Origin of the sequence: Streptococcus moroccensis, from assembly GCF_030812835.1 — a bacterium.
Classification (GTDB): domain Bacteria; phylum Bacillota; class Bacilli; order Lactobacillales; family Streptococcaceae; genus Streptococcus; species Streptococcus moroccensis.
Window position 1 is genome coordinate 99,876 of record NZ_JAUSTM010000004.1, and the last position, 25,336, is coordinate 125,211.

Sequence of the window (25,336 nt, forward strand, 5' to 3'; positions counted from 1 at the left end):
ATTATTACTTGGAATGTCTATTTATGGAATAATATTTAATATTCCATTAGGACAAGTGCAACTAATGATAGAAAATAGCTTCAAATAAGGAAATATAGATTTGAGAAACAGTAGATCGAAAGGTTTACTGTTTTTTTGTTGCTTAGAATTTGAAAGGGAGGAAAACAGAAAATGAAAAATATAGATGAAAAAATTTTAATGGCAGAAGAAGAAATTAAGCAGTTACAAAACAAAAGAAAAAAAGCTCATCAGTCAGCAGAAACAGGAAGAACGAAAGAAAAGAGATAGACGGCTTTATGAAAAAGGAGCAGTCTTTGAAAGTATCTTTACCGAAAGCAAAGACTTTCCATTTATATCTGAATCGTTTATTTTAGTATCAGCAGTTTCGTTTTTTATCTATATAGTTAGAGTTATTATAAAAATTGTTATGTCTAACCATCATATAGCAGCAGAATATAGACAAAAAGCAGCCTTAACTCGCTTCTATCAAGCTTTAACCTATTCTGAGGATAGTATTGATAAGGAAGAGCGTCTAATTATTATAAATGCCTTATTCGGTAGAGTTGAGACAGGGTTAGTTAAAACAGACACATCTAATGATTCTGACGCTATAAAAGCCCTACTATCTAAGAGTATAAAATAAAAGGATAGTCATTCAACAACTATCCTTTTTATGTGTTTGAATAAGGTGTATGAACTCAGATTTTTTAGACTGCTGAGTGTCATACTTCCTTTAACGGTGAGTTTTTTGTGTTTCACGTAGAATAGTATCTCGCTCCAAACCTTACAAGCTAGTTGGTAAAAGATGAGCATAGTGTACTTCTTTGATGCCCTTAGATAATAAGATGTCTCAACTTTTGATAATCGTCGCATCTTTGAACAATGGGACTTGATCCAGAGGATATAAGTCCCCCACAAAGGCGTGTCCACTATCTAAGACCAAGGAGATACTGTCTTTTGTATGACCAGGTGTCCAGAGAATCTCTCCATCTATCCCTAAACCAGCCAAAAAGTCTCTACTATTTCTGATCGAAATAACTAAGGTAAGCTCATCAACAATGGGCTTAAAAGTCTGATTCTTCTCTTTTTCAAAGATAGCGTCAGATTGATGCAAATAATCCTTTTGTTTATCTAGCACTACTAGCCTAATCCCCAGGTCAACTAAATCTTGAGCAATCCCCATGTGGTCAGGATGATAGTGGCTAATGATAAGATGGGAAATATCAGAAACTGTCACACCCAAAGCTTTTATACCTTTGAAAAAGGCTGGCAAAGTGCCTGCCCAATCGGTATCAAAAAGCAGATACTTCGCTTTTCCTTTGATGAGTTAGGTTCTCGTATTGCCATAAAGCAACTCTTGGTAGTCCATTTTTTAGAGCCCTGCTTCCTGAAGTGCATCTGCTAGCCGGGCAAAATCTTCAAGACCGAGCGCTTCGCCTCGAACAGACGGTGCTAGGCCTGCCTGACTTAAGGCTTTTTCCAACTGGCTTTTAATCTCTTCTGATTTACCAAAATGATTGGTCAAGTTATTCCACAGGGTCTTTCTGCGGTGGACAAAACTGGCCTTGGATACGCGGAACAAAAAATCCTCATCTTTGACCTCAACCAAGGGTTGTTCCCGACGAACCATCTTCAAAATAGCCGAGTCCACATTGGGAGCAGGCACAAAAACGGTCCGTGGCACGATAAAGGCCACCTTGGCCGTCATGTAGTACTGGACTGCGATGGACAAGGAACCATAGGCCTTGGTGTTTGGCTCAGCTGAAATCCGGTCTGCCACCTCTTTTTGCATCATGACCACAAATTCTGAAAAAGGAATCTTGCTCTCAATCAGGTGCATAAGGATCGGCGTGGTAATGTAGTAGGGCAGGTTAGCCACAATCTTGATGGGCAAGTCTGGATTCTTAAAAGCCTTGATTTGGGTCTGCAAATCCGCCTTCAAAATATCCTGATTGACCACTTGGACATTGTCAAAATCGCGCAAGGTATCCGCCAAAATCGGAATCAAGCGGTCATCAATCTCAAAGGCCATGACCTCGGCTGCATTTTCAGCCAAAAATTCTGTCAAAGCCCCAATACCAGGGCCAATCTCAATGACGTTGACCGACTTGTCAATCTCAGCCGTATCCACGATTTTTTGTAAAATATTGGTATCGGTCAAAAAGTTCTGACCGAAGGATTTCTTAAAGGTGAAGCCGTGACGGTCCAAAACCGCCTTGGTCACACTGTAATCTGCAATTCTCATCTGTTTTCTTTCTATTTCGATATCTTAAAATATCATATCACATTATGTCAATAAGAACTATCCTCATACTTTCTCATCGCTTGCTCAATGTCTTCCAAGGTCAGCCCAAAGAGTTCCAAGCGTTTGAGGAGTTGTTTGCCGTTGGTATAACCTATTCGGAGCTGTTCTCCAAGGAATTCCCGGCGTTTGCGGCTATCGCTCCCCATGAGAAAACCTAATGCTATTAGATCGGAGGTCGCGATATCAAAATGATTCTCATCATCATAAGAGCCCAGTACACGAGACAGGGCTTTTTCTAAATCCTCAAAACAAGCATGCTCAACTCCTAGTGAGCGCCCCTTAGACTTGGAACCCGGTGCAGCTTCTTCACGATTTAAAAAAGCATGTTTTGCCGTTGGAGCTGCCTCCATGATTAATTTTCGGATACGTTCGCCATTGAAGTCTGGATCTGTAAAGACGATCACGCCACGCAACTCATTTAAACGGTCAATTCGCTCCAAATCCTCATCGGTGATCGCAGATCCTCTAGTTTCATAGGTGTCTACATCATAGAATCTTTTCAAGTTAGCAGTATCATCTTTTCCTTCGACCACAATCACTTCTTGGATGATCTTTTTCTCAGTCAAGTTTGAAAAACCTCTTTGCATTTTCTGTTGTGGCTTTAGCGACTTCTTCAACAGATAGACCTTTTAGGTCTGCAATTTTCTCAACCACATAGCGGGTATAGGCCGTCTTGTTTTCCCTGCCACGTTTTGGTACTGGAGCTAAGTAGGGAGCGTCTGTCTCCACCAAGAGTTTATCCAGTGGGATTTTTGTCGCGACTTCATGCAAGTCCTCAGACTTCTTAAAGGTCACCACACCAGATAGAGAAATCATCATGCCCAAGTCCATAAATCGCTCTGCCATTCCCCAAGAGCCCGAGTAAGAGTGCATAATCCCACCACGGGGCCCAACGCCCTCACTGGCAATCACGGCATAAGTATCGTCTAAAGCATCTCTTGTGTGGACCACAAAGGGCAAGTCCAGCTCTTTGGACAGCTGGATTTGACGGCGAAATACGGCTTCCTGCACATCCTGTGGATCCTCCATCCAGTAATAATCTAGACCGATTTCTCCAAGTGCAAGGACTTTTTGGTGTTGAAGTTTCTTGCGTAGATAGATCTCCGTCTCTTTTGTATAACTTCCGGCCTCCGTTGGATGCCAACCGATGGTAGCATAAACCTGTGGAAACCGCTCAGCTAGCTCAATCGCCTTCTCGATGGTTGTGTGGTCAAATCCAACCACATTGTGAAGCATCACGCCCATTTCTTGGGCTAAAGCCAACTCGTCTGCTTCTCGGCCACAAAATGTTTCTATATTTAAATGTGTGTGCGTATCAAAAATTTCCATGGTTCTATTGTAACACAAAAAAGAGAGCCGAAGCTCTCTCATTTGTTATTATTTAGCAATTTTTGCGAAGTACTCAAGCGTACGAACCAATTGCGCAGTGTATGACATTTCGTTGTCATACCAAGATACAGTTTTAACCAATTGTTTACCGTCTACAGTCAACACTTTAGTTTGAGTAGCATCAAACAATGAACCAAATGAGCTACCTACGATATCTGAAGAAACGATTTCGTCTTCAGTGTAACCGTATGAATCGTTAGCTGCTTCTTTCATCACTTTGTTGATTTCATCAACAGTAACATCTTTGTCCAAAACAGTTACCAATTCAGTTACAGAACCTGTTGGAACTGGAACACGTTGAGCAGCACCGTCAAGTTTACCGTTCAAGTCAGGAATAACAAGACCGATTGCTTTAGCAGCACCAGTTGAGTTAGGAACGATGTTAGCTGCAGCAGCACGTGCACGACGGAAGTCGCCTTTACGGTGTGGAGCATCCAAAGTCATTTGGTCACCAGTGTAACCGTGGATAGTTGTCATCAAACCTTGTTGGATACCAAATGCATCGTGAAGAGCTTTAGCCATTGGTGCCAAACAGTTAGTTGTACATGATGCACCAGAGATAACTGTTTCAGAACCATCGAGGATATCATGGTTAGTGTTAAATACAACAGTCTTAACATCGTTACCACCAGGTGCTGTGATAACAACTTTTTTAGCACCATTTTCGTGCAAGTGTTTTTCAGCGCCTTCTTTAGAAGCAAAGAAACCAGTTGCTTCCAATACGATATCTACTTCTTGAGAAGCCCAGTCAATTTTTGTTGGGTCTGGTTCAGCTGAAACAGCGATGAAGTCACCATTCACATTGAAACCACCGTCAACAACTTCAACAGTACCGTCGAAACGACCTTGAGTTGTATCATATTTCAAAAGATGTGCAAGCATTGCTGGGTCAGTCAAGTCGTTAATACGAACAACTTCAACACCTTCAACATTTTGGATACGACGGAGAGCAAGACGACCGATACGTCCGAAACCGTTAATACCAACTTTAACTACCATGTGTGATTCCCTCCTTATGAAAATCAAAAATATTTGTTCAGAGGCAAGCCTCTACGTTATTGTGAAATAAGTCACTTAGAAGTATTCCAGTAAACCTTTCAACATTTCTATTATATAACTTTTCAAGACCTTTTGCAAGATTTTTTCATATACTAGCCAATTGTTTATCACGACATAATGTTTTACGATCAGTCATCGGACTAAAAAAAGGAGACCTTACGGTCCCCCTAACAAAGCTCTTATGCTTCGCCTTTGTTTTTCTTGATAATGTCTTCTTGAACAGACTTAGGCACATCTTCGTAGTGGTCAAAGACCATCATGAAGGTACCACGACCTTGAGTCGCTGAACGAAGAACTGTTGCGTAACCAAACATTTCAGCAAGTGGTACATAGGCACGAACGACTTGAGTGTTACCACGTGCTTCCATACCATCCACACGACCACGACGAGCAGTCACGTGACCCATAACGTCACCAAGGTTATCTTCTGGTGCAGTGATGGTTACGAGCATCATTGGTTCAAGGATAGATGGTTGTGCAGTTTTCGCAGCTTCTTTAAGGGCAAGTGATGCCGCAACCTTAAAGGCAGTCTCAGATGAATCGACATCATGGTATGAACCATCGTAAAGTTTCGCTTTCACGTCAACCATTGGGTAACCAGCAAGGACACCGTTTGCCATAGATTCAATCAACCCTTTTTCAACGGCTGGTACGAATTCACGAGGAACCACACCACCGACAATAGCGTTCTCGAATTCAAATCCTTTACCTTCTTCGTTTGGAGTGAACTCAATCCAAACATCACCGAATTGACCTTTACCACCAGATTGGCGTTTGAAGAATCCACGGGCTTGCGTAGAAGCACGGAAGGTTTCACGGTAAGATACTTGAGGCGCACCAACGTTTGCTTCAACCTTGAATTCACGTTTCATACGGTCAACAAGGACATCCAAGTGCAACTCACCCATACCAGAGATAACTGTTTCACCAGTTTCTGGGTTAGTTTCAACACGGAAAGTTGGATCTTCTTCAGCCAATTTTTGAAGGGCAACACCCATCTTATCTTGGTCTGCTTTAGACTTAGGCTCAACCATCAATTGGATAACCGGTTCTGGAACATCGATTGACTCAAGGATGATTTTTGCTTTTTCATCAGTCAATGAATCACCAGTAGTGGTATCTTTCAAACCAACAGCAGCAGCAATATCACCAGCGTATACCACTTCAATTTCTTGACGGCTGTTCGCGTGCATTTGAAGGATACGTCCGATACGCTCACGTTTGCCTTTAGAAGTGTTCAAGACATATGAACCTGAGTTAAGGACACCTGAGTAGACACGGAAGAACGTCAGACGACCTACGAATGGGTCAGTCATGATCTTGAAGGCAAGGGCCGCAAATGGCTCTTCATCAGATGCAGGACGAGTTTCTTCAGCTTCTGTATCTGGGTTGATACCTTTGATTGCTGGGATATCAAGTGGGCTCGGCAAGTAGTCAATAACCGCATCAAGCATCAATTGAACACCCTTGTTTTTGAAGGCAGAACCACAAAGTACTGGGAAGAATTCAACGTTGATTGTCGCTTTACGGATACCAGCTTTCAATTCTTCGTTAGTGATTTCTTCACCTTCGAGGTATTTCATCATCAAGTCTTCATCTGTTTCAGCAACAGCTTCAACCAATTTTTCACGGTATTCTTCAGCCATTTCAAGCATATCAGCTGGAATATCTTCTTCAAGAATATCTGTACCAAGGTCGTTCGTATAGATTTCAGCTTTCATCTTGATCAAGTCGATGATACCACGGAAATCATCCTCAGAACCGATTGGCAATTGAATTGGATGAGCATTCGCTTGAAGACGGTCATGAAGGGTAGATACTGAGTAAAGGAAGTCAGCACCGATTTTGTCCATTTTGTTGGCAAATACGATACGTGGTACTTTATACTCAGTTGCTTGGCGCCAAACAGTTTCTGTTTGAGGCTCAACACCTGATTGTGAGTCAAGAACGGTCACAGCACCATCCAATACACGGAGAGAACGTTGTACTTCGATTGTGAAGTCCACGTGTCCTGGGGTATCGATGATGTTTACGCGGTGGCCATCCCATTGCGCTGTTGTCGCAGCGGATGTGATTGTAATCCCACGCTCTTGTTCTTGTTCCATCCAGTCCATTTGTGACGCACCTTCGTGTGTTTCACCGATTTTGTGGATTTTACCTGTGTAGTACAAGATACGCTCAGTAGTGGTTGTTTTACCGGCATCGACGTGGGCCATGATACCGATGTTACGAGTTTTTGCAAGTGAAAATTCGCGTGCCATGAGGTTTGTTTCTCCTATATTTTTTGTTTACAGTGTTAGTATACCATAATTGGTATAAAAACGGATAGGCAGGACCTACCCGTTCTTAAAAGATTATGGTTTTAATTGAACTCGAGCTACAAGTCACTAATAAAAAGATAAAATCTCCTAGAAGCTTATGCTTAGTCGTCGCTTTTCCTATTTTGCCTAGAACTTGTTTAACGCTCTCGTATCTTAGAATTGAGCTAGGGCTATACGCTGTGTGAAAATGATGAAGTTCCTTGTGTCTTTCAGACACTGTGTCACTTCCCTATTTTCACTTGGCGTTTTTAACACCCTCATCTTAATCTTACCAACGGAAGTGTGCGAAGGCACGGTTGGCTTCTGCCATACGGTGGGTGTCTTCACGTTTCTTAACTGCTGCACCTGTGTTATTAGATGCGTCAAGAATTTCTTTCGCCAAACGCTCAACCATAGTGTGCTCACCACGGTTACGAGCGATCGTTACCAACCAACGAAGACCTAAAGTTGTACGACGCTCTGGACGAACTTCAACCGGTACTTGGTAGTTAGAACCACCGACACGGCGGGCACGGACTTCCAAGAGTGGCATGATGTTTTCCATAGCTGTTTCAAAAACTTCAAGTGGCTCGTTGCCAGTTGCTTCTTTGATGTAGTCAAAGGCACCGTAAACGATGCTTGCTGCCGTACCACGTTTACCATCAAGCATAAGACGGTTGATCAAACGGGTAACAATTTGTGAATGATACAATGGATCTGCCAATACTTCACGTTTTGGCGCTCTATTTTTACGACTCATTAGTTACTCTCCCTTCTTAGCCTTTTGGACGTTTAGTACCGTATTTAGAACGGCCTTGTTTACGATCGTTTACACCTGCAGTATCAAGTGCACCACGAACGATATGGTAACGTACCCCTGGAAGGTCTTTTACACGTCCACCACGGATAAGAACAACACTGTGCTCTTGCAAGTTGTGGCCGATACCTGGGATGTAAGCTGTTACTTCGATCAAGTTGCTCAAACGGACACGGGCAAATTTACGAAGGGCTGAGTTAGGTTTTTTAGGTGTCATTGTCCCAACACGTGTTGCTACACCACGTTTTTGTGGTGATGAAACATTTGTTGTCACTTTGCGGTGGCTGTTATAGCCAACGTTCAAAGCTGGTGATTTAGATTTTTCTACTTTTGATTTACGCGGTTTGCGAACCAATTGGTTAATTGTAGGCATCTACATACTCCTGTGTTTTTTTAATTTTGGTTGATAGAGCGCTTGGTGACAGCCTCTATCGCGGTGTACTTTTGCAACATTTGTCAGCACGTCTCTGTACACTTTTGAGAGACCAAAAGTAAAAAGTACCGTCTTATATAGTACCACAATAGGAGATGACTGTCAAACACTTCTGCTCTCTTTTTGAGAAACTGTCATTGATTTGTTATCTGGGTTCCTCATCTTTGAAAAGGGCACTTTTTAAAATTTATGTCAGGGACAAAACAGTGGATCAGGTTACTTATTCTGAAAAATGATAGCGCGGCAATAGTTGTTACTAACGGTCTGATTAGTTCCTTCATTCAATGACCGTTAGCAGAAGATCCCCTGCCCTGACATCGCCTTCTATAGTTGGAAGAACATCAAAGTAATCGTTGGCATTGGTTACAATGATAGCGGTTGTTAAATCATAGCCTTGGACCTGGATGCGCTCACGGTCAAAATGGATAAGAGGCTGTCCAACCTCTACTTCATCACCGACAGCTACTAATCGTTCAAATCCTTCCCCATTAAGCTGAACCGTGTCAGTACCTAAATGGATGAGTAGCTCAAGACCCTTATCAGATAGAAGGGACAAGGCATGATTGGTTGGAAATATTGAGGTGACTTTCCCTTTGACAGGAGAACTCACGAAATCGTTAGTGGGCTGAATAGCTATTCCTTGCCCCATGGCACCACTAGCAAAGACTGGATCTGCAATCTCCTCGAGAAGCACAACATCACCGTCTACTGGACTTTTGAGGAGGTATTGCCCTTTTGTAACTTCATTTTTCTCAGAAGTCTTTGTCTCAAAGTCCGCAGCCAGAGTTACTGTTTCAGGAAATTTGAGTAGGGAAGTCAAGAGGAAACCTGAGACCGTTGCTAATAGAAGAGCTGTGACCGCTTTAAGCAGATTGGCCACACCTGACCCATCGGGCACGACAAATGTGGTCAAGGCAAATAGTCCTAAGCCCCCCATCTGATAAGTATGGGCTCCCGCCCAACCAATAAATGCTCCTTGGATGGCGCCACCCAAGCTGCTTAAGACGAACGGCCAGCGCATAGGGAGACTAATCCCATATATAGCAGGCTCGGTGATTCCAAAGAAAGCCGATACAGCAGACGGTAGAACCAAGCGTTTCGTTTTGGCCTCCTTGCTTTTCAAATAAATCGACAAGATAGACCCTAGTTGCGAAAAATTCACAAAGGCAACCATAGCTAGGATGGTCGAAAACCCATTGGTTTGAAGCTGAATGGTCATCAGTGGAATCAAGCCCCAATGCAATCCTAAAATAACCAAAAATTGCCATAATCCGCCTAAAACAAAGCCCATTAAGGTAGGACTAAAATCGTAAATCCATTGAAACACCTGCCCAATCATTTGAGAAAGAGTCACCATGGAGGGCCCTACAAGAAGGATGGTCAACGGAGCAACAACCAATAAGGTCACAAAAGGGACCATGAAATATTTGACAACATCTGGAATCCTTGGCTTTAGCCATTTCTCAACCTGCGCCGCTAAAGATACAGCAACAATAATAGGCAAGACGGTCTGGTAGTACCCTCCCATAGGGACAGATAAGGAAAGACCTATGGCACTTGGTAGAGCGCGGCCAGTGTTCAATGACGGGTACAAAAGGGCTGCCGCTAGCGCAAGACCTGTAAACTGGTTAAGATTGAAGTATTTTGATGCATTAACGGCCAGTATCATGGGTAAGAACTGGAAAAAACCGTCACCAGTAGCTTCTAAAAGAAGGTAAAGCCCACTATTTTCAGCATTAAAACCATAAAAAGCCATCATAGCCACGATTCCCTTAAGCATCCCAGTCGCCGCTAATACGCCCATGGTTGGCTGAAAAATGCCAGATACCATATTGATGAAGCGATCCAATACCTTAGTTGACTCTTCCCCTCCCGTACGATTTTGAAGATCTGAGATCCTAAGTAAGGTATCGTAGACATCGGCCACATGGTTACCGATAACAATCTGATACTGACCACCCGCCTCAACAATTGCCATGACATCTGGATGATTTTGAAGGCTTTCGGTGTTGACTAATGCGCGGTCTTTAAGAGTGAAGCGCAGGCGCGTCAAACAATGGGTCACACCTTTGACATTCGTTTCTCCACCGACATCATTTAATAATTGGCGTGCTAAACTTTCATAGTTTTTCATAAGAATTCCTTACTTTAAAAATTCCCCAGTCAGCTCAGCTGAAACTAGGGAATGTAGATATAATGTTTTGGTTAATCCATCTTAGTCGTTGTCCGCTGGATATGGATGGTCAGGTAGACCAATTCTTCCTGGGAGATATCAAAATGGTATTGTTTAGAAACATAGGCTCCAATCAGCTCAGCACAAGCAAACGCCTTGGGATAGTTTTGTTTCACTTGATCATAAAGGAGACTATCTCCCTCAGCATAGGCTTGACCGTCTAAAACACGCTGGGCAAAGTACTGCAGATGGGTGACAAAACGGGCGTATGAAACACTTTCCTCATCAAACTCAACGCGATAATAGCGACGGACAAGGTTGATAAGTTCCTGAATCAACTTCGTCACTTTAACCGTCTGATCCATTTCGTGGTCATTTTTCTTGGCATTAACAAAATGCAAAGCGATAGAGGCTGCTTCATCATCAGGAATCTCCAGATTGAAACTTTCATTGAGCAGTTTGACTGCCTCTAGTCCAACTTGGTATTCTTCTTGATAGAATTTTTTGATTTCAAAAGAAAGAGGATTTTTAATGAACAGTCCCTGCTGCGCTCGGTCAATGACAAAATGCAAGTGATCCGCCAAAGCTAAATAAAGGCTCTCATTGTACTGCGTCTTTAAAACTTTAGCAGCCTTAGAAATAATGGCTTGGAAGATATCAACTTCCTTGGGGGTGAGTTGCACGTAAAGCTCAGAAACAGCCTGACTAAATTGTTGATCAGATAGTTTAAAGACCTTTTCAACCAATTCTTGGTCCAGTTGATCACCAGTCTTCTTTTGAAAGCCTAGGCCACGTCCCATGACAATAGCTTCTTGGCCATCCGCATCTTGGATCATCACCACATTGTTGTTAAAAACTTTGATGACTTCCATGCTAGACCTCCCTTATTTCTCAGTTAGACTGCCTATGTGCTATCAACAACTTGGCTTTTTGTCTGTTATTACTCTTTTTATGATAGCACTTCCAGCGTAAAAATGCAATAAGCTTTCTCCTGCTATCAAAAAGGCTGGATAGCGACCCAACCTTTTCTCAGATTTCCTTTAAACCTACGATTCCGTGATTTTTCTACGGTTAATTGTAATTGTTAGTGACCGATTAAATCACTCTTCAAAGATATTGCCCAACTGCACAGCAATAGAAGCATCCTTTATATTGATATTGGTCACTGTCAGGAGTGACTTATAGCTCATTTCATCACGAACTCCTTGGACATTGTCTGCAAAGACAGCTACCCCTGCCAGGGTACTATCAAATTCCGTCAAAAGGCTAACCATCCCATTGATTGTTCCGCCGCCCTTCAAGAAGTCATCCACAATAAGGACACGGCTACCTGGTTTAAGGCTACGTTTGGAAAGAAACATTTTCTCAATACGGCCACTTGATCCTGATGCATAATTGACTGATACAGTAGATCCTTCGGTGATCTTGAGGTCACGGCGCACAATGACAAAGGGAACATTTAAGACATCGGCGACAGCATTTGCCAAAGGAACCCCTTTTGTAGCAACGGTCATAACGGCGTCAATCCGCTGTCCCTTAAAAGCTTTGGTTATAATACGGCCTATTTGTTTCAAAATTTTAGGCGTGGACAATAAATCCGATAAATAAATATAGCCTCCAGGCAAAATCCGATCGCTCTCAGACAAACGCCCACAGAGGTCCATGGCAACCTTTCGAGCTTCCTGATCTGAAATTGAAGGGGTGAAGATGACCCCACCGCTAGCTCCAGTAATCGTCTCGATATCCCCAATTTCACTGGTTTCAAAGGCGCGTTTAATGATGGAAATATCCTCAGAAATCGACGATTTGGCAGATTCATAACGTTCTGCAAAAGTGCTCAAGCTGGTCAATTCATAAGGATGGTTAATCAAGTAATTTGAAATCAGCACCATCCGTTCACTACGTCTAATCTTCATCTGTTTTCCTCGTTTTTGGTTCTTTTTTCTATTATACCACAAGAGGCAAAAAAACGAACGTTTTTTTTATTTAAAAGTTCGTTTTTCGTTTTTTAGAGATTTGGTTTATAGAAGGAACGATTATCCATAGCAAAAAGACGGTTGGTCATTTCACCTGGAGCCACTTTGTCCAAAGCTGTAATCATCATCATCATTTCAGCATCGATGTTGTCAATCATATGAAGGATTTCAGCTTCCATGATCTGCGGGCGCACGGGACTTCCATATTCTAGAAGACCATGATGGCTAAGGATGACGTGACGCAAGACCGTCACTTCTTCCTTGGTGTCATCAATGCCTAATTCGATCAAGACCTTAGTGATTTCCTCATCAATGAGTGAAATGTGACCAATCAGATTGCCCCGAACGGTATAGCTCGTATCGTCTGGCCCAGAAAGTTCAATGACCTTGGCCAGGTCATGGAGCATGATTCCCGCAAAGAGCAAACTTTTGTTGAGTTGGGGGTAAATGTCGCCAATGGCATCCGCAAGGCGGACCATGGTTGCCGTATGGTAGGACAAGCCAGCATAAAAGGCGTGATGATTGGTCTTAGCAGCCGGATAGCTGTAAAACTCTTTTTCATACTTGCCATAAAGCGCCCTAACGATACGCTGCCAGGTAGCATTCTCAATCCGGAAAATCATCTGCTGCAGGTAGTCCTTTGTATCAGAGATGTCCACTGGTGGCTTTTCCTGAAAATCTGCAGGGTTGCTTGGCTCATCGAGCTTTGGTAAGCGCAGGCTGATTTGATTGACCTGGGGTGTGTTATTATAGACCTCACGCATGCCGCGCATAAAGACAACCTTGCCAGAGGTAAATTCAGCGACATTGTAGGGCTGAGCATCCCAGAGTTTTCCTTCAATGGTACCCGTATCGTCCTGGAAGGTAAAGGCCATGTAGTCTTTCCCAGCTCTGGTCTGACGGACCTCTGCCGACTTAATCAAGTAGAAACCTTCAAAGGGCTCGTCTTTTTTCATTTGATTGATTTTCATAGTGTCCTCATTTTTTCTAATCTGACAAGGGATCGATGCGTTTAAACTCCATCTGTGCTGTCAGCGTGCTCATCTATCTCGTTTAAGGCTTCCTGATCAAAGGATAACAAGCCTGGCAGGTCACCTTCTCCACCATATTCTTCAATGGTGCGGAGAGCTCGCTCAATCGCCTGGGTTCTGGTGGTCAAAAGGCTATCGATGTTCTTAGACGCTCGGTCCAACTGTACTTGAGTCTTTTGCAATAGGCCACCAAATTTCCCGAACTCGGTCTTGACATTGCCTAAAATCTTGCTGATATCATCGGCTGACTGCTGGATGTTTAAGGTTCTAAAGCCAACTGAGAGGGAATTGAGTAGCGCAGACAGGGTCGATGGGCCAGCGATGACCACATTTTCTGTCCGTCTCAAGTCATCAAAAAAGGCCGGTTGTCTGACAATCTCCGCATAGAGCCCTTCTGTCGGCAAGAAGAGAATGCCAAACTGGGTGGTCTCCGGGGGATTGATGTACTTTTTATTGATGTCTTTGGCAAAGCCTTTAACGCTTGCTAATAAGGCTTTTCTAGCCGCCTCAACCTGAGCCTTGTCGCCAGCCTCGTAGGCATCTTCCAGACGGTAATAGGCCTCTAACGGAAACTTGGCATCAATGGGCAGATAGACTTGCTCGTCCTTGGCTTGGCCAGGGAGTTTGATAGCAAATTCCACACGGTCCGTAGACCCTGATAAGGTTGGGATTTCTCGCTCATACTGACTCGGGCTCATGATGTCCTCGATAATCTGGGCCAGTTGAATCTCGCCTAGAATTCCCCGTGTCTTAGTTCCAGACAGGACCTTGCTGAGGCTTCCGACATCCCGTGCCACTGTCTGCATCTCTCCAAGCCCCTTATTCACGGATTCCAACTGCTTGGAAACTGTCTCAAAGGAACTTTGTAACCGTGTTTGAAGGGTGCGTTCCAGCTTTTCCTCAACTGTCTGCCGCATGGCTTCCAGTTTAGTCTCGTTTGAGGCCTGCATCTGCTGAAGGCCCTGACTGAGCACCGTGCGGTTTTGGTCCAAGTTTTGGGTGATGTCTTGCCGCATCTCGGTTAGGTTTTGGTAAAGGTCCTTGCGGACATCTGTCAAGCGGTCAGAGGTTTGACTGGTCGCCTGGTGCAGGTCTCTTAGTTGGTCCTGGCCTGCGCGCTCTAATAAATAACTCATCTGGTCAGCCATACGGTCCGACTGGCTATCCAGCATATCCTCGACATCATCAAGAAGATGACCCTGGCGTTGCCAAAGCAGAAACACAGCTACCAATACCACGATGAGGAGGATAAGTATAACGATTTCCATGCTTAATCCTTACTGTAAATGACGACCAGATAACCATCAGGCACAGTGACCTGAATGGGCTGATCTCTAAATTCGTTACTGCCATAAACCTTACGGCTAAAGTAGGTCGATGGCCCCATCTCATACTTAGCACCTGCTATCGTCAGTTGCCCTTGGCCTTCTAACATAAAGGCCACATAATCATAGCCAGACAGAGGAAGAATGGTTTGCTCTCCTTGCGGGTAGTAGGTGATGGCGTTTTGGCTATCAACGACCTGAATCTGCCGCAAATAAGCCGTCAGGTCAGGGTGCGATGGGAGAAAAACGCTGGACAGGCTATGATCCAGTCGCCCTCCAAGGGCGCCGTATACGGTGACGTGGGCTTCTGGGTCCTGGTCAAAGATGGCTTTTAAGCCCATTTCCAGGTCGGTGTCGTCTTTTTCAGCCGAGGCTGCCACCACGCGCTTGGCCTGGTCTTTGACCTGGGCCAGCTGGTTATCCTCAATGGAATCAAAATCTCCAATAGCTAAGTCCAAAGTGACCCCTTGCTCCAATAGCTTAACTGCTCCGCCATCGACGCCTGCATAGGCGTCAAACATGAGCGGAAACTCCGAAGAGGGGCCACCAGCTAAGAGTCCCCATCTAGCCATTGAGGGCCTCCTTGAGGGTTGTCACGCGCTCCGTCACATCGCCCTTAAAGACATAGGAGCCCGCCACAAAGACGTTGGCACCTGCATCACGGGTCAGGGCGATGGTCTTATCATCAATGCCCCCGTCCACTTCGATGTCAAAGGTCAAACCTTTCTCCTCACGAAGGCGAACGATTTCTGCAATCTTGTCTTGCATCTCAGGGATAAAAGCTTGGCCACCAAATCCAGGATTAACGGTCATGACGAGGACTTGGTCCACCAGGTTTAGGACATGGGCAATGCTGGCAACTGGTGTCCCAGGGTTCAGAACAACTCCAGCCTTCATGCCTGCTGCCTTGATCTTTTGAAGGGCGCCGTGAATGTGAGGTGTTGCCTCAACGTGAATGGTCATGATATCTGCACCTGCTCGGGCAAAGCTCTCGATATGGGCTTCAGGATTGGAAACCATGAGGTGGCAATCAAAAACGAGCTTGCTGTGCGGGCGCATGCTAGCGACCACATCTGCACCGAAACTGATATTTGGCACAAAATGACCATCCATGATATCAATGTGAACATACTCGCTGCCTGAGGCTTCGATGCGCTTGAGTTCCGATTCAAAATTGGCATAGTCTGCTGCCAGAATAGATGGGGCGATTTTATAAGATGTCATAATAGCCTCTTTCTTTTTCATTCGTGTTTTTGGACTTATTTTGGTCCTTTTTTAGCAACTTTTTTGTAAGTTTCGCGACGATTTTCAATTTCACTCAAGAAGAGCAGGTAATTGTCATAGCGACTTTGAGCCAAGTCACTGGACGCTACTGCCGGCTTGACGGCACAGCCTGGTTCATGGGTATGGGTACAGGTCCTAAATTTACAGTCTTGGGACAGCTGTTTGATGTCAGGGAAGCAGGCATTGAGGGTCTCACTATCAGACACTTCGTAATCGAGCGACGAGAAGCCTGGTGTGTCAGCAATTTTTCCCCCATAAAGGTTGTAAAAACTGACGGCACGTGTGGTATGGCGGCCGCGGCCCAAGCTGTCTGAAATCGCCCCTGTTTCTAGCCCAAGTTCTGGCGCGATTTTATTGAGCAAGGTGGACTTGCCAACCCCTGTCTGTCCCATAAAAACGGTGATTTTCTGATCCAGCAGTTCTGGGAGCTCTGCCATGTCCCAAATAAAGTCATAACCAATCGCCTCATAAAGGTGCTTGATCTGATCAAACCCAGCCAGCTCATCAGGCCTTAACAGGTCGCGCTTGGTCAAATAGACAATGGGGTGGATTTGCTTATGTTCAAGGAGGATCAAGAAACGATCAAGGAGGTTGAGACTAAAATCAGGCTCTTTGGCTGACATAACAATGACTGCCTGATCGATATTGACAATAGGGGGACGGACGAGACTGTTTTTTCGGTCATGAATGCTGAGAATATAGCCTTCTGAATTTTCTTCAGCTGAAAAGTCGACCCAATCACCAACATAGGGGGTCTGGCCTTTCTTGCGAAAATTTCCTCTAGCCCGGGTCTGGTAGACCCGACCTTCTGATTCGACGTAATAAAAGCCCGCCAAAGCTTTAACAATAATCCCTTGCAATGAAAACTCCTTGAAATGTAGTGTCTTTATTATACCAAAAATCGCGCGCTTCTGCTCAGATAGCCTGCCAATAGATCCTATTCATTCAAATAGTTTGTTTAAGCCAAAACTCTTCTTCTCTTCTCTTTTCCTCAAAATCAAAATAGTCTTCTAATCTATAGTTATAATCCTCTAATCGAAAATAATACTGCAACACAAAAAGAAAAATCAGGCAAAAACCTGACTCTTCTCGGAGATATGAAAAAGAAAAAATTTAGGAGATCCAGTCGTTTCTTACTGGATTGTTAGTAGTTTAACGCCCGAGCCTTAAATAAAACTCAATTTTTTCTTAAGGAAATCTAAAATCACAGACCAATACGTTCAAATACTTCATCCACACGTTTGGCATAATAACTTGGGTCAAAGAGTTCGTCGATTTCTGCTTGGCTTAACTTGGCAGTGACTTTTTCATCAGCTTCCAAAAGCGGTTTGAAGTCCACTTGGTTGTCCCAAGAATGAGCCGTCTTTGGCTGCACCAAGTCATAGGCTTCCTCCCGGGTCATGCCTTTTTCAATCAACTTGAGCATAACGCGTTGGCTGTAAATGAGGCCAAAGGTCGAGTTCATGTTGCGGATCATGTTTTCTGGGAAGACCGTCAAGTTCTTGACGATATTGCCAAAGCGGTTGAGCATGTAGTTGATGAGGATGGTCGTGTCTGGCGTAATGATGCGCTCCGCGGATGAGTGGGAAATGTCCCGCTCATGCCAAAGAGGCACATTTTCATAAGCGGTCACCATGTGACCACGGATGACACGAGCCAGTCCTGTCATGTTTTCAGAGCCAATCGGGTTGCGTTTATGGGGCATGGCAGAGCTGCCCTTTTGGCCCTTGGCAAAGAATTCTTCAACTTCGCGTTGCTCTGATTTTTGCAGGCCACGGATCTCGGTCGCCATGCGCTCAATGGATGTCGCGATGCTGGCTAGTACCGCAAAGTATTCTGCGTGGAGATCACGTGGGAGGACCTGGGTCGAAATTTCTTGCGGACGAATGCCCAGTTTGTCACAGACATACTCCTCGACGAATGGAGGAATATTGGCAAAGTTCCCAACGGCTCCAGAAATTTTTCCAGCCTCAACCCCAGCAGCTGCACGCTCGAAGCGCTCTTGATTGCGCTTCATCTCGCTGTACCAGGTTGCCAGCTTGAGACCAAAGGTCGTAGGCTCCGCATGCACCCCGTGGGTCCGGCCCATCATGATAGTGTACTTATGCTCACGCGCCTTGTCGGCCACAATCTGCGTAAAATTAGACAAATCCTTGCGGATAATGTCGTTGGCCTGCTTGTAGAGGTAGCCATAAGCCGTGTCGACCACGTCGGTCGAGGTCAGGCCATAGTGGACCCACTTGCGCTCTTCGCCCAGGGTCTCAGACACCGCGCGGGTGAAGGCCACCACATCGTGACGGGTCTCCTCTTCAATCTCTAAAATCCGGTCAATGTCAAAGCCAGCCTTCTCACGAATGAGGGCCACATCTTCCTTGGGGATTTCCCCCAGCTCAGCCCAGGCCTCGTCAGCGAGGATTTCTACCTCTAGCCAAGCCTTGTACTTATTTTCTTCACTCCAAATGGCCGCCATCTCAGGGCGGGAATAACGTTGTAACATGGGTTCTCCTTATTTAATTTTCTATAAATTGCAACTATCCGGTTTATCTGTCAACACCGTCACATGTCCCATCTTGCGGTTGTCCTTTGCTTCTAGTTTACCATAAAGGTGGAGGTGGGCGCTAGGGTTTTGGGTACAAAAAGCTTGCGCTGCTGCCATGTCTTGTCCGAGAACATTGAGCATAACGGCTGGGCGAAGGAGTTCAATCTCAGGAAGGGGTGCTCCGAGCACTCCCAGGATATGGGTGTCAAACTGGGAGAAATTGCAGGCTTCAATGGAATAATGGCCTGAGTTATGGGGGCGAGGGGCGATTTCATTGACCAAGATCTCGTCACCTGCCACGAAGAGTTCCACACAGAGCGTCCCAGCTAAGTGCAACTGCTGGGCAATTTTTTGTGCCATTTCTTGGGCTTTTTGAGCCAAGGCATCTGAGATCCGAGCTGGAACAATGGTTTTCGAGAGGATGTTGTTCCGGTGCTGGTTTTCTTGGACAGGAAAAACAGTGAACTCCTGGCCATTACCTGAAATCAAGACAGAAATCTCCAAATCAAAGGCGACAAATTCTTCTAGAACACAGTTTGTGGTTTCTGCTAAGGCTTTGGCTTCTGCGAGATCCTCTGGGCCTTTAATGACAACCTGACCGTGGCCATCGTAGCCTCCGGTTGCTGTCTTTAGCACGTATTTTTTGCTAAAATCCAGACCGTCTAGGTCCTGAGCAGACGCAATCACCCGATAGGGAGCTACTGTGACCCCTGCTTCATTAGCGAGGAAGTCTTTTTCAAAAATACGGTTTTGTGAGATACGCAGGAGATCAGTCCCTTGCGGGAGTTGGCCCTCTGAGACAACTGCATCCAGACCATCCGCATCCACATTTTCAAATTCATAAGTGAGAACGTCGCAGCGTTCCGCTAGCTGGCTAAGGGCATCCACATCATCATAGGGAGCCTCAATCATCTCTGCCACGCGGGAAGCTGGGCAGTCTGCAGCTGGGTCTAGGGCAATGACCTTGTGGCCCATGTAGATGGCTGAAATAGCCATCATCTGGCCAAGTTGGCCACCGCCGATGATTCCGATGGTTTTGCTTGGGTTAGTTGAGGTCATCTGTCATGGCCTCCGCAATTTTTCCTTGCTGAACAGCAAACTCTGCCAACTGCTGGGCAATCTGCGCGTCTTCAATCGAGAGAATCCGAAGGGCAGTCAGAGCTGCATTGGTCCCTCCTGCTTCTCCAATCGCCATGGTCGCCACAGGCACGCCACCTGGCATCTGAACGATGGAGTAGAGCGAGTCTAGACCAGAAAGGGCGCGGGATTTGACGGGGACACCTATGACCGGAAGCGTCGTCTTAGCCGCCACCATACCTGGCAAGTGGGCCGCTCCGCCTGCACCTGCGATGATGACCTTGATGCCACGACCGCGAGCCTCCTCGGCATGCTGAAACATGAGGTCTGGAGTACGGTGGGCAGAGACAACTTTCTTTTCATAAGGGACACCGAAGTCATCGAGGACTTGGGCTGCTTTTTGCATGGTGGACCAGTCGGAGCTGGAGCCCATGATAATGGAAATGATTGGGTTCATAGAAATTTTCCTTTTCTTTTACCACTTTTCTTAGGTGCTTGGGACGCAAGCAACTCCCTTCGGGATTTCATTGCTAGGTTTCGAGCCTAAGGTCTCTCAACCTCCGCCCATGCGGGTATACTTCTCGCATGGTTTCACTGCGGCGAGGATTAGCGAACTACCGAGGCTACGCCTCGGTTGCTGTCGCTACTATGACTTAACCGCCTTACTGCCAATATCCTTTCGATAGAAGAGGCCTTGGGTATCTTGCTTGGCGAGTTCGGTATAGATGTTGTCCTGCGCAGCTGAGACGGTATCGGCTGTGGTGACCAACATATAGACGCGTCCACCATTTGAGAGCAGAGCTTTGCCATTTTCATCAAACTTAGCCCCTGCATAATAGGTGGTAATAGCGCCGTCTGTCTTAGCTGGCAAGGCCACACCCTTGTCGTAATCGAGGGGATAGCCGTTTGACGCCACAACCACTCCGAGGGTGACACCGTCCTCCTGCCACTGGATGTCTGGGGTCTGTTTGTTTAAGATATCAGTGATGTTTTGGGCAAAATCCGACCTTAGGCGAGGCAGGATAATCTGGGTTTCAGGGTCGCCAAAGCGGGCGTTGAACTCGATGACCTTAGGGCCTTCAGCTGTCACAATCAGACCACAGTAGAGAATGCCCAGATACGGACGCCCTTCTGCGATCATGCCTTTGAGAACAGGCTCAACAATGGTCGCAACAGCTTTATCCACAAGGCTTTGTGGCAGATGAGGAACCGGAGCGTAGGCACCCATACCACCTGTATTAGGTCCCTTGTCTCCATCATAGGCACGCTTGTGGTCCTGAGCCGTCGGCATGATATAGTATTGATCGCCATTGGCAAAGGCAAAGAGGGAGAACTCCTCCCCTTCTAGGAACTCTTCGATAACCACACGGGCACCTGCATCCCCAAAGCGGTTGTCTAGGAGCATCTCACGCGCCGCCTCGACGGCTTCTTCGACCGTTTCAGCAACCACCACGCCCTTACCAAGGGCTAGACCGTCTGCCTTGACGACAATGGGAGCCCCTTGTTCTTCGATGTAGGCTTTAGCCTCCTCAAAGTCGGCAAAAGTGCCAAAGGCTGCTGTCGGAATGCCGTATTTGACCATGATTTGCTTGGCGAAATCCTTGGACCACTCTAGCTCCGCGGCCAATTTACTTGGCCCAAAAGCCTTGAGACCAGCTTGGTTAAACTCATCAACGATGCCAGCTGCTAGGGCGTCATCTGGTCCCACAAAGGTCCATGCAATCTGATGTTCTTTTGCAAAATCAATTAAGGAAGAATGCTCGGAAATACCAATATTTACTAAAAACAAGCCATCCAAGGTCATGCCGTCATTTCCTGGTGCTACAAAGACCTGTTCCACATTTGGAGATTCCAATAACTTTTTAGCAATCGCATGTTCACGACCACCCGAACCAACAACCAAGAGTTTCATGTTCAATACCTCATTAAGCAATCAAATCAAGAACCATACTATGTTCTTTTTGCGAATTATACAAAGCTATTATATCATAAATGTTCGACTTTACAGGTCGATTTATGGAAAAGAAGACGAATGTTCGGAAAAATAACTGAATTTCATAGCACTGGATAAAGCCGAGCACCTTATCTTTAGTTATCATGACCTATGACTTCAAACAAAGCAAAAAGGATTTAATCCTATCAATAGCGAATTAAATCCTTTTCAGTAATCGTCCGACTTCTAATGGTATTGGGCTTAGGGGTTAAATGACACATGAACGTGATCATAATGATTTTCCGTCACACTGCCACGATCTGGCATGAGATTCCAAGTATAGGCTGGACCGTAGATGCTATCGTATGGCGAGTAGAAGCGTTGCTTCCAGATGATGTAAGAGATATTCTTAGCAGCCATGTTGTTAGCAGCATACTCTGCAACTTGATCACCTAGAGCTGAACTAACAGGTACCATGAAATCAACCGCTAAACCTTTCCCATGATCACCTGAATCCCCAGCACGGTAGGTGCTAAATTCTGTAATCCCGAACAGAGTTGCTACTTCCTGTTGAAAGGCTGCTGCTTGAGGTTGAAGACCAGTACTATCAACGCTAGCCACCGTTTGGCTCGTTGCTTCACTTGTCGTAGGTTGGTCAACCTGAGTTGTCGCTTCTTCCATTACCGTTGGAACTTCTGGACTAGCTTCAACGACTGGTGTTTCTGCTACTGGAGTTACTGGAACTTCAGCAGGTGTTTCAGTAACAGGGGCTTCAACGGGGGCTGGACTTGTTTTAGCAACTGTAACAGGAGCCTCAGCAGAATCTGGAAGGGTTGCAGCAACTGTAACAGGGGCTTCAGGCTCTGGAATATCAGCTCCAGTCGTCGGTTCTGTTGACACTGTAGAATCGGTCGTTGTCGCTTCAACCTCATCTAACTTCACAGTCTCATCTGCAATAACAACTTCTTGAGCCTCGAGATCTATCTTGGCTTCGATTGTTTCACCTGTTTGATCGGCTACAGGAGCTTCAATAACAACTTCTGTTGCCTGATCTTTTTTATCATAGGTTGTTGTAATACTTGTTTCTGGGAAGATAAGGTTAAGGTCCGTAATTTGATTGACCTTAGCTAATACGTCCATGTCAACTGACATCGCTTCAGCAATCGTAGACAAGGTGTCCCCATATTTGACAACGTAGGACTGACTATTTCCTTGAGCAACCAAATCAGCTTTGATGCTATCTACTGACCGTGCCACCCAAGTCTCAGCTTGCGCTTCTTTAGCGGTAAAGAGGGAAAGTAATATAGTTGATGTTAACGCAATTTTTTTATGTAATGACATATCCATACCTTTCTTTTTTCAAGATAGTCCTTATCCTACCCCAGTTCAAGCCGATAAGCAAGGATTTGGGTAGGTTTTTAAGACTTCTTAAAGAAACAAAGATGGGATTGTAACGGTCTGACTTATTTGTCATCTAACTCTAACCTAAGTCATCTAACCTTAGAATAATGGTGTTCATTGACCGATTATGATTGACAGTCCTCCCATTGGTAAAATTAGTCCAGAGACTCCTAAAAGGTAAGCGAAAAAACTAAGTTAGCGGCTCCTTTGTTTGCCTTCTGTAAAGCTAGAAGGCTCTTATTTGGGATAAATGTATTGAACTGGACCAGGTACATAACCTGAACCATTCCAGACTAAGATCGGGTTAAACCACCCACGGAAATTACTAATATACATATTTCCGGCATAATTAGATTCCAAGATTTGGATCCGTGTTGCACTTTCAACATGAGTGACCACACCGACATGGCCGTAACCACCACCATCGGTTGGCCAGACAGCTACTGCCCCGACTTTTGGAGTTGTACCAACCGTAAAACCGAGGTTACGAGCTGTAGTTGCCCAGTCTTTAGCATTTCCCCACCATTCACCAACCCAGGGAGCGACTTGTTTAGCACCCCAAGTGCATTGGCCCACTGGGTAGCTGGTGGCTTGATACGTTGTTGGAATGGTCGGTCTAGCAGAAGAACTGGTTGTTGATGGAAGGTGATTGCTAGCTACCATAAAATCACTAGCTAGAATTCCTTTTAACCCACTGCTTTCTTGCTTGTAAACGTGAAGATGGTATTTGCCGCTATCCTTATGCTTACTCAAATCCAACCGATGCGTATAGGTTCCGTTTGCCCCAGCCTTAGCAGTGTACCACAGGAGATCATCCTGACCGTTTTTATCTGACCAAACAGCAAACAAATAGGTCCCCGGAGTTGCATTATATAAGGTTAAGTCGTAACTACCAGTTTCAACAAATTTGGCCGATGTAGAGACAGAAACTTTTGAAGCAACTGCTGTCGCTCGTTTCTCTAAGGAAATCGTTGGTCCGACATAACCGGTACGACTGCCGTCAGAATAATTGATGTAAACATGGTTTTGATAATCCCCAGCCAGACCCTGATGATTTTGATTAGAGACATTGAGAGTATATGTGTTCTTTGTATTCCCAGACAAGCTGTACCATTTGATGTTGCTCTGATTTGTCGTACTCCAAACAGCAATATCGATGGAGCGAACAGCTTTTTCAGCCTGTATGTTGAGGTTGTAGGTCCCTTTTGCCTTATCCACTTGAGAACTTGTGATGTCCACCTTTGACGTTTTGACAACAGGAGTGGTCGACTCAGCTTTGCCTACCTGAACAGTCGTTGTCCCAGCACCTTCTAGAGCTGTTCCAGCTTTCGTTCGAAGGTACAAATGGACATGGTAAATTCCCGTGTCATTGTTATGATTTTTAGGGTCTACTTGCAGACGATAATCACCATTTGTTAATCGAGTCGCCTGGTACCAAACAATATCATCTTGCCCATTCTTATCGGACCAAGTTGGCAAGAGTACTTCTGCTGGTTGGCCGCTGATTCCTGTTACAGTTACCTCAATCTTCCCTGCTTGAGTATAATGAGCCTTTAAGCTGATTTGGGTTTTGTCTGCCGCTGCTGATGCTAGACTGTTAGTGGATGCGACCGATGGCTCGGTCAGTGTTCTTTGCGAAACAGCTCTTTCAGTCGTTGATTGCGTGGAACTAGATAGGGTCGTCTTCGCACTATTAGCCACTGCTGATGATAGTGTAGTTTGATCGCTTACAGATGTGGTTATGGTTTCAGTATTGCTAGCCTGTGGTTGTGGCGTTTCTGCAGAATCGGGTTTTGCCTGACTTGATGTCACTGAAGGGTTCACATCTGTTTTTTCGTCAGTTTCTAGTGACTGGTCTTCCTCTAAAATCTCAGATGCTTTTGGGTCCTGTAAAGTTGCGCCATCGTCCTCTCCGTGAAAAGTCATTGCTTTGAGTAAGATTTTCTGGTCCCCCTTTAGCTGGTAGACTTCCAAATGGAAAATGCCTTGACCTGGATGATTGTTAAGATTGATTTTTGTCTGAGGTCCCTGATAATCATAAAAAACAAGGTCGTCCTTCCCATTTTCCTCAGACCAAACCGCATATTGCAATCTTCCTTCCTGAGGCAGATCCCCATCGTAAATCAAGGTAGCACGGTTAGCATCTATCTGAATCTCACCAAAATGCTCATTGGCCAGCACAGCCTCCGTTCCGGCAAAAGCTAAATTTCCTAAAACTAAACTTGATAATAATAATTTTTTAAGCGTCATATTATCTCCTTTCAATCACTCTATTCGTTGAAAATCAGAAATAA

General features: G+C 45.1%; 22 protein-coding genes and 1 pseudogene. 1 reads left to right on the forward strand and 22 read right to left on the reverse strand.

The window, feature by feature from the left end:
* Positions 1 to 171: 171 nt before the first annotated feature.
* A pseudogene (locus J2S23_RS11295) lies at positions 172 to 643 on the forward strand (DUF6161 domain-containing protein).
* Between the two features lie 207 nt (positions 644 to 850).
* Here J2S23_RS11295 and J2S23_RS03025 read toward each other — a convergent pair.
* The 22 genes from J2S23_RS03025 to J2S23_RS03130 all read right to left on the reverse strand — a co-directional run bounded on the left by J2S23_RS03025 (position 851) and on the right by J2S23_RS03130 (position 25,292).
* Positions 851 to 1,324, reverse strand: a complete 474-nt coding sequence (locus J2S23_RS03025; protein ID WP_307121331.1) for an MBL fold metallo-hydrolase — start codon at positions 1,322 to 1,324, stop codon at positions 851 to 853.
* 48 nt (positions 1,325 to 1,372) lie between these two features.
* On the reverse strand, positions 1,373 to 2,245 hold the full coding sequence (gene rsmA, locus J2S23_RS03030) for a 16S rRNA (adenine(1518)-N(6)/adenine(1519)-N(6))-dimethyltransferase RsmA (RefSeq protein ID WP_307121293.1): 873 nt from the start codon (positions 2,243 to 2,245) through the stop codon (positions 1,373 to 1,375).
* 47 nt (positions 2,246 to 2,292) lie between these two features.
* On the reverse strand, positions 2,293 to 2,892 hold the full coding sequence (rnmV, locus tag J2S23_RS03035) for a ribonuclease M5 (protein ID WP_307121294.1): 600 nt from the start codon (positions 2,890 to 2,892) through the stop codon (positions 2,293 to 2,295).
* Positions 2,864 to 3,634, reverse strand: a complete 771-nt coding sequence (locus J2S23_RS03040) for a TatD family hydrolase (protein WP_307121295.1) — start codon at positions 3,632 to 3,634, stop codon at positions 2,864 to 2,866. The genes rnmV and J2S23_RS03040 overlap by 29 nt, the downstream gene beginning before the upstream one ends.
* A 48-nt stretch (positions 3,635 to 3,682) precedes the next feature.
* Entirely contained in the window at positions 3,683 to 4,693 is a 1,011-nt protein-coding gene (gene gap, locus J2S23_RS03045) for a type I glyceraldehyde-3-phosphate dehydrogenase (protein ID WP_307121296.1), read from the reverse strand.
* Between the two features lie 239 nt (positions 4,694 to 4,932).
* Positions 4,933 to 7,014 (reverse strand): elongation factor G, encoded by a 2,082-nt coding sequence (fusA, locus tag J2S23_RS03050; protein WP_307121297.1) that lies wholly within the window; start codon positions 7,012 to 7,014, stop codon positions 4,933 to 4,935.
* 328 nt (positions 7,015 to 7,342) lie between these two features.
* Positions 7,343 to 7,813, reverse strand: coding sequence for a 30S ribosomal protein S7 (gene rpsG / locus J2S23_RS03055; RefSeq protein WP_307121298.1), 471 nt, complete (start codon positions 7,811 to 7,813; stop codon positions 7,343 to 7,345).
* A 16-nt stretch (positions 7,814 to 7,829) separates the two neighbouring features.
* Positions 7,830 to 8,243 (reverse strand): 30S ribosomal protein S12, encoded by a 414-nt coding sequence (gene rpsL, locus J2S23_RS03060; RefSeq protein WP_307121299.1) that lies wholly within the window; start codon positions 8,241 to 8,243, stop codon positions 7,830 to 7,832.
* Positions 8,244 to 8,580: 337 nt separating this feature from the next.
* Positions 8,581 to 10,437, reverse strand: coding sequence for a beta-glucoside-specific PTS transporter subunit IIABC (locus J2S23_RS03065; protein WP_307121300.1), 1,857 nt, complete (start codon positions 10,435 to 10,437; stop codon positions 8,581 to 8,583).
* Positions 10,438 to 10,508: 71 nt separating this feature from the next.
* Positions 10,509 to 11,348, reverse strand: a complete 840-nt coding sequence (gene licT, locus J2S23_RS03070; RefSeq protein ID WP_307121301.1) for a BglG family transcription antiterminator LicT — start codon at positions 11,346 to 11,348, stop codon at positions 10,509 to 10,511.
* Between the two features lie 228 nt (positions 11,349 to 11,576).
* A complete protein-coding gene (purR, locus tag J2S23_RS03075; protein ID WP_307121302.1) occupies positions 11,577 to 12,392 on the reverse strand; it encodes a pur operon repressor in 816 nt (271 codons plus the stop codon).
* Between the two features lie 92 nt (positions 12,393 to 12,484).
* Positions 12,485 to 13,423, reverse strand: a complete 939-nt coding sequence (locus J2S23_RS03080) for a 3'-5' exoribonuclease YhaM family protein (RefSeq protein ID WP_307121303.1) — start codon at positions 13,421 to 13,423, stop codon at positions 12,485 to 12,487.
* A 41-nt stretch (positions 13,424 to 13,464) separates the two neighbouring features.
* On the reverse strand, positions 13,465 to 14,751 hold the full coding sequence (locus J2S23_RS03085; RefSeq protein WP_307121304.1) for a DNA recombination protein RmuC: 1,287 nt from the start codon (positions 14,749 to 14,751) through the stop codon (positions 13,465 to 13,467).
* Between the two features lie 2 nt (positions 14,752 to 14,753).
* Positions 14,754 to 15,380 (reverse strand): thiamine diphosphokinase, encoded by a 627-nt coding sequence (locus J2S23_RS03090; protein WP_307121305.1) that lies wholly within the window; start codon positions 15,378 to 15,380, stop codon positions 14,754 to 14,756.
* The gene (gene rpe / locus J2S23_RS03095; RefSeq protein WP_307121306.1) at positions 15,373 to 16,032 is read right to left on the reverse strand and encodes a ribulose-phosphate 3-epimerase; all 660 of its coding nucleotides are present in this window, start codon (positions 16,030 to 16,032) and stop codon (positions 15,373 to 15,375) included. Before rpe ends, J2S23_RS03090 begins: the two co-directional genes overlap by 8 nt.
* A gap of 35 nt (positions 16,033 to 16,067) precedes the next feature.
* Positions 16,068 to 16,952, reverse strand: a complete 885-nt coding sequence (gene rsgA / locus J2S23_RS03100; protein ID WP_307121307.1) for a ribosome small subunit-dependent GTPase A — start codon at positions 16,950 to 16,952, stop codon at positions 16,068 to 16,070.
* 344 nt (positions 16,953 to 17,296) lie between these two features.
* On the reverse strand, positions 17,297 to 18,589 hold the full coding sequence (gene purB, locus J2S23_RS03105; RefSeq protein ID WP_307121308.1) for an adenylosuccinate lyase: 1,293 nt from the start codon (positions 18,587 to 18,589) through the stop codon (positions 17,297 to 17,299).
* A gap of 21 nt (positions 18,590 to 18,610) precedes the next feature.
* Complete coding sequence (purK, locus tag J2S23_RS03110) at positions 18,611 to 19,690, reverse strand: 5-(carboxyamino)imidazole ribonucleotide synthase (RefSeq protein ID WP_307121309.1); 1,080 nt, start codon at positions 19,688 to 19,690, stop codon at positions 18,611 to 18,613.
* On the reverse strand, positions 19,677 to 20,165 hold the full coding sequence (gene purE, locus J2S23_RS03115; protein ID WP_307121310.1) for a 5-(carboxyamino)imidazole ribonucleotide mutase: 489 nt from the start codon (positions 20,163 to 20,165) through the stop codon (positions 19,677 to 19,679). The genes purK and purE overlap by 14 nt, the downstream gene beginning before the upstream one ends.
* 189 nt (positions 20,166 to 20,354) lie before the next feature.
* Positions 20,355 to 21,620: a phosphoribosylamine--glycine ligase gene (gene purD, locus J2S23_RS03120; protein ID WP_307121311.1), complete on the reverse strand. Its 1,266-nt coding sequence runs from the start codon at positions 21,618 to 21,620 to the stop codon at positions 20,355 to 20,357.
* A 282-nt stretch (positions 21,621 to 21,902) separates the two neighbouring features.
* Entirely contained in the window at positions 21,903 to 22,982 is a 1,080-nt protein-coding gene (locus J2S23_RS03125) for a LysM peptidoglycan-binding domain-containing protein (RefSeq protein ID WP_386703256.1), read from the reverse strand.
* Positions 22,983 to 23,279: 297 nt separating this feature from the next.
* The gene (locus J2S23_RS03130) at positions 23,280 to 25,292 is read right to left on the reverse strand and encodes a GBS Bsp-like repeat-containing protein (protein ID WP_307121313.1); all 2,013 of its coding nucleotides are present in this window, start codon (positions 25,290 to 25,292) and stop codon (positions 23,280 to 23,282) included.
* Positions 25,293 to 25,336 lie beyond the last annotated feature (44 nt).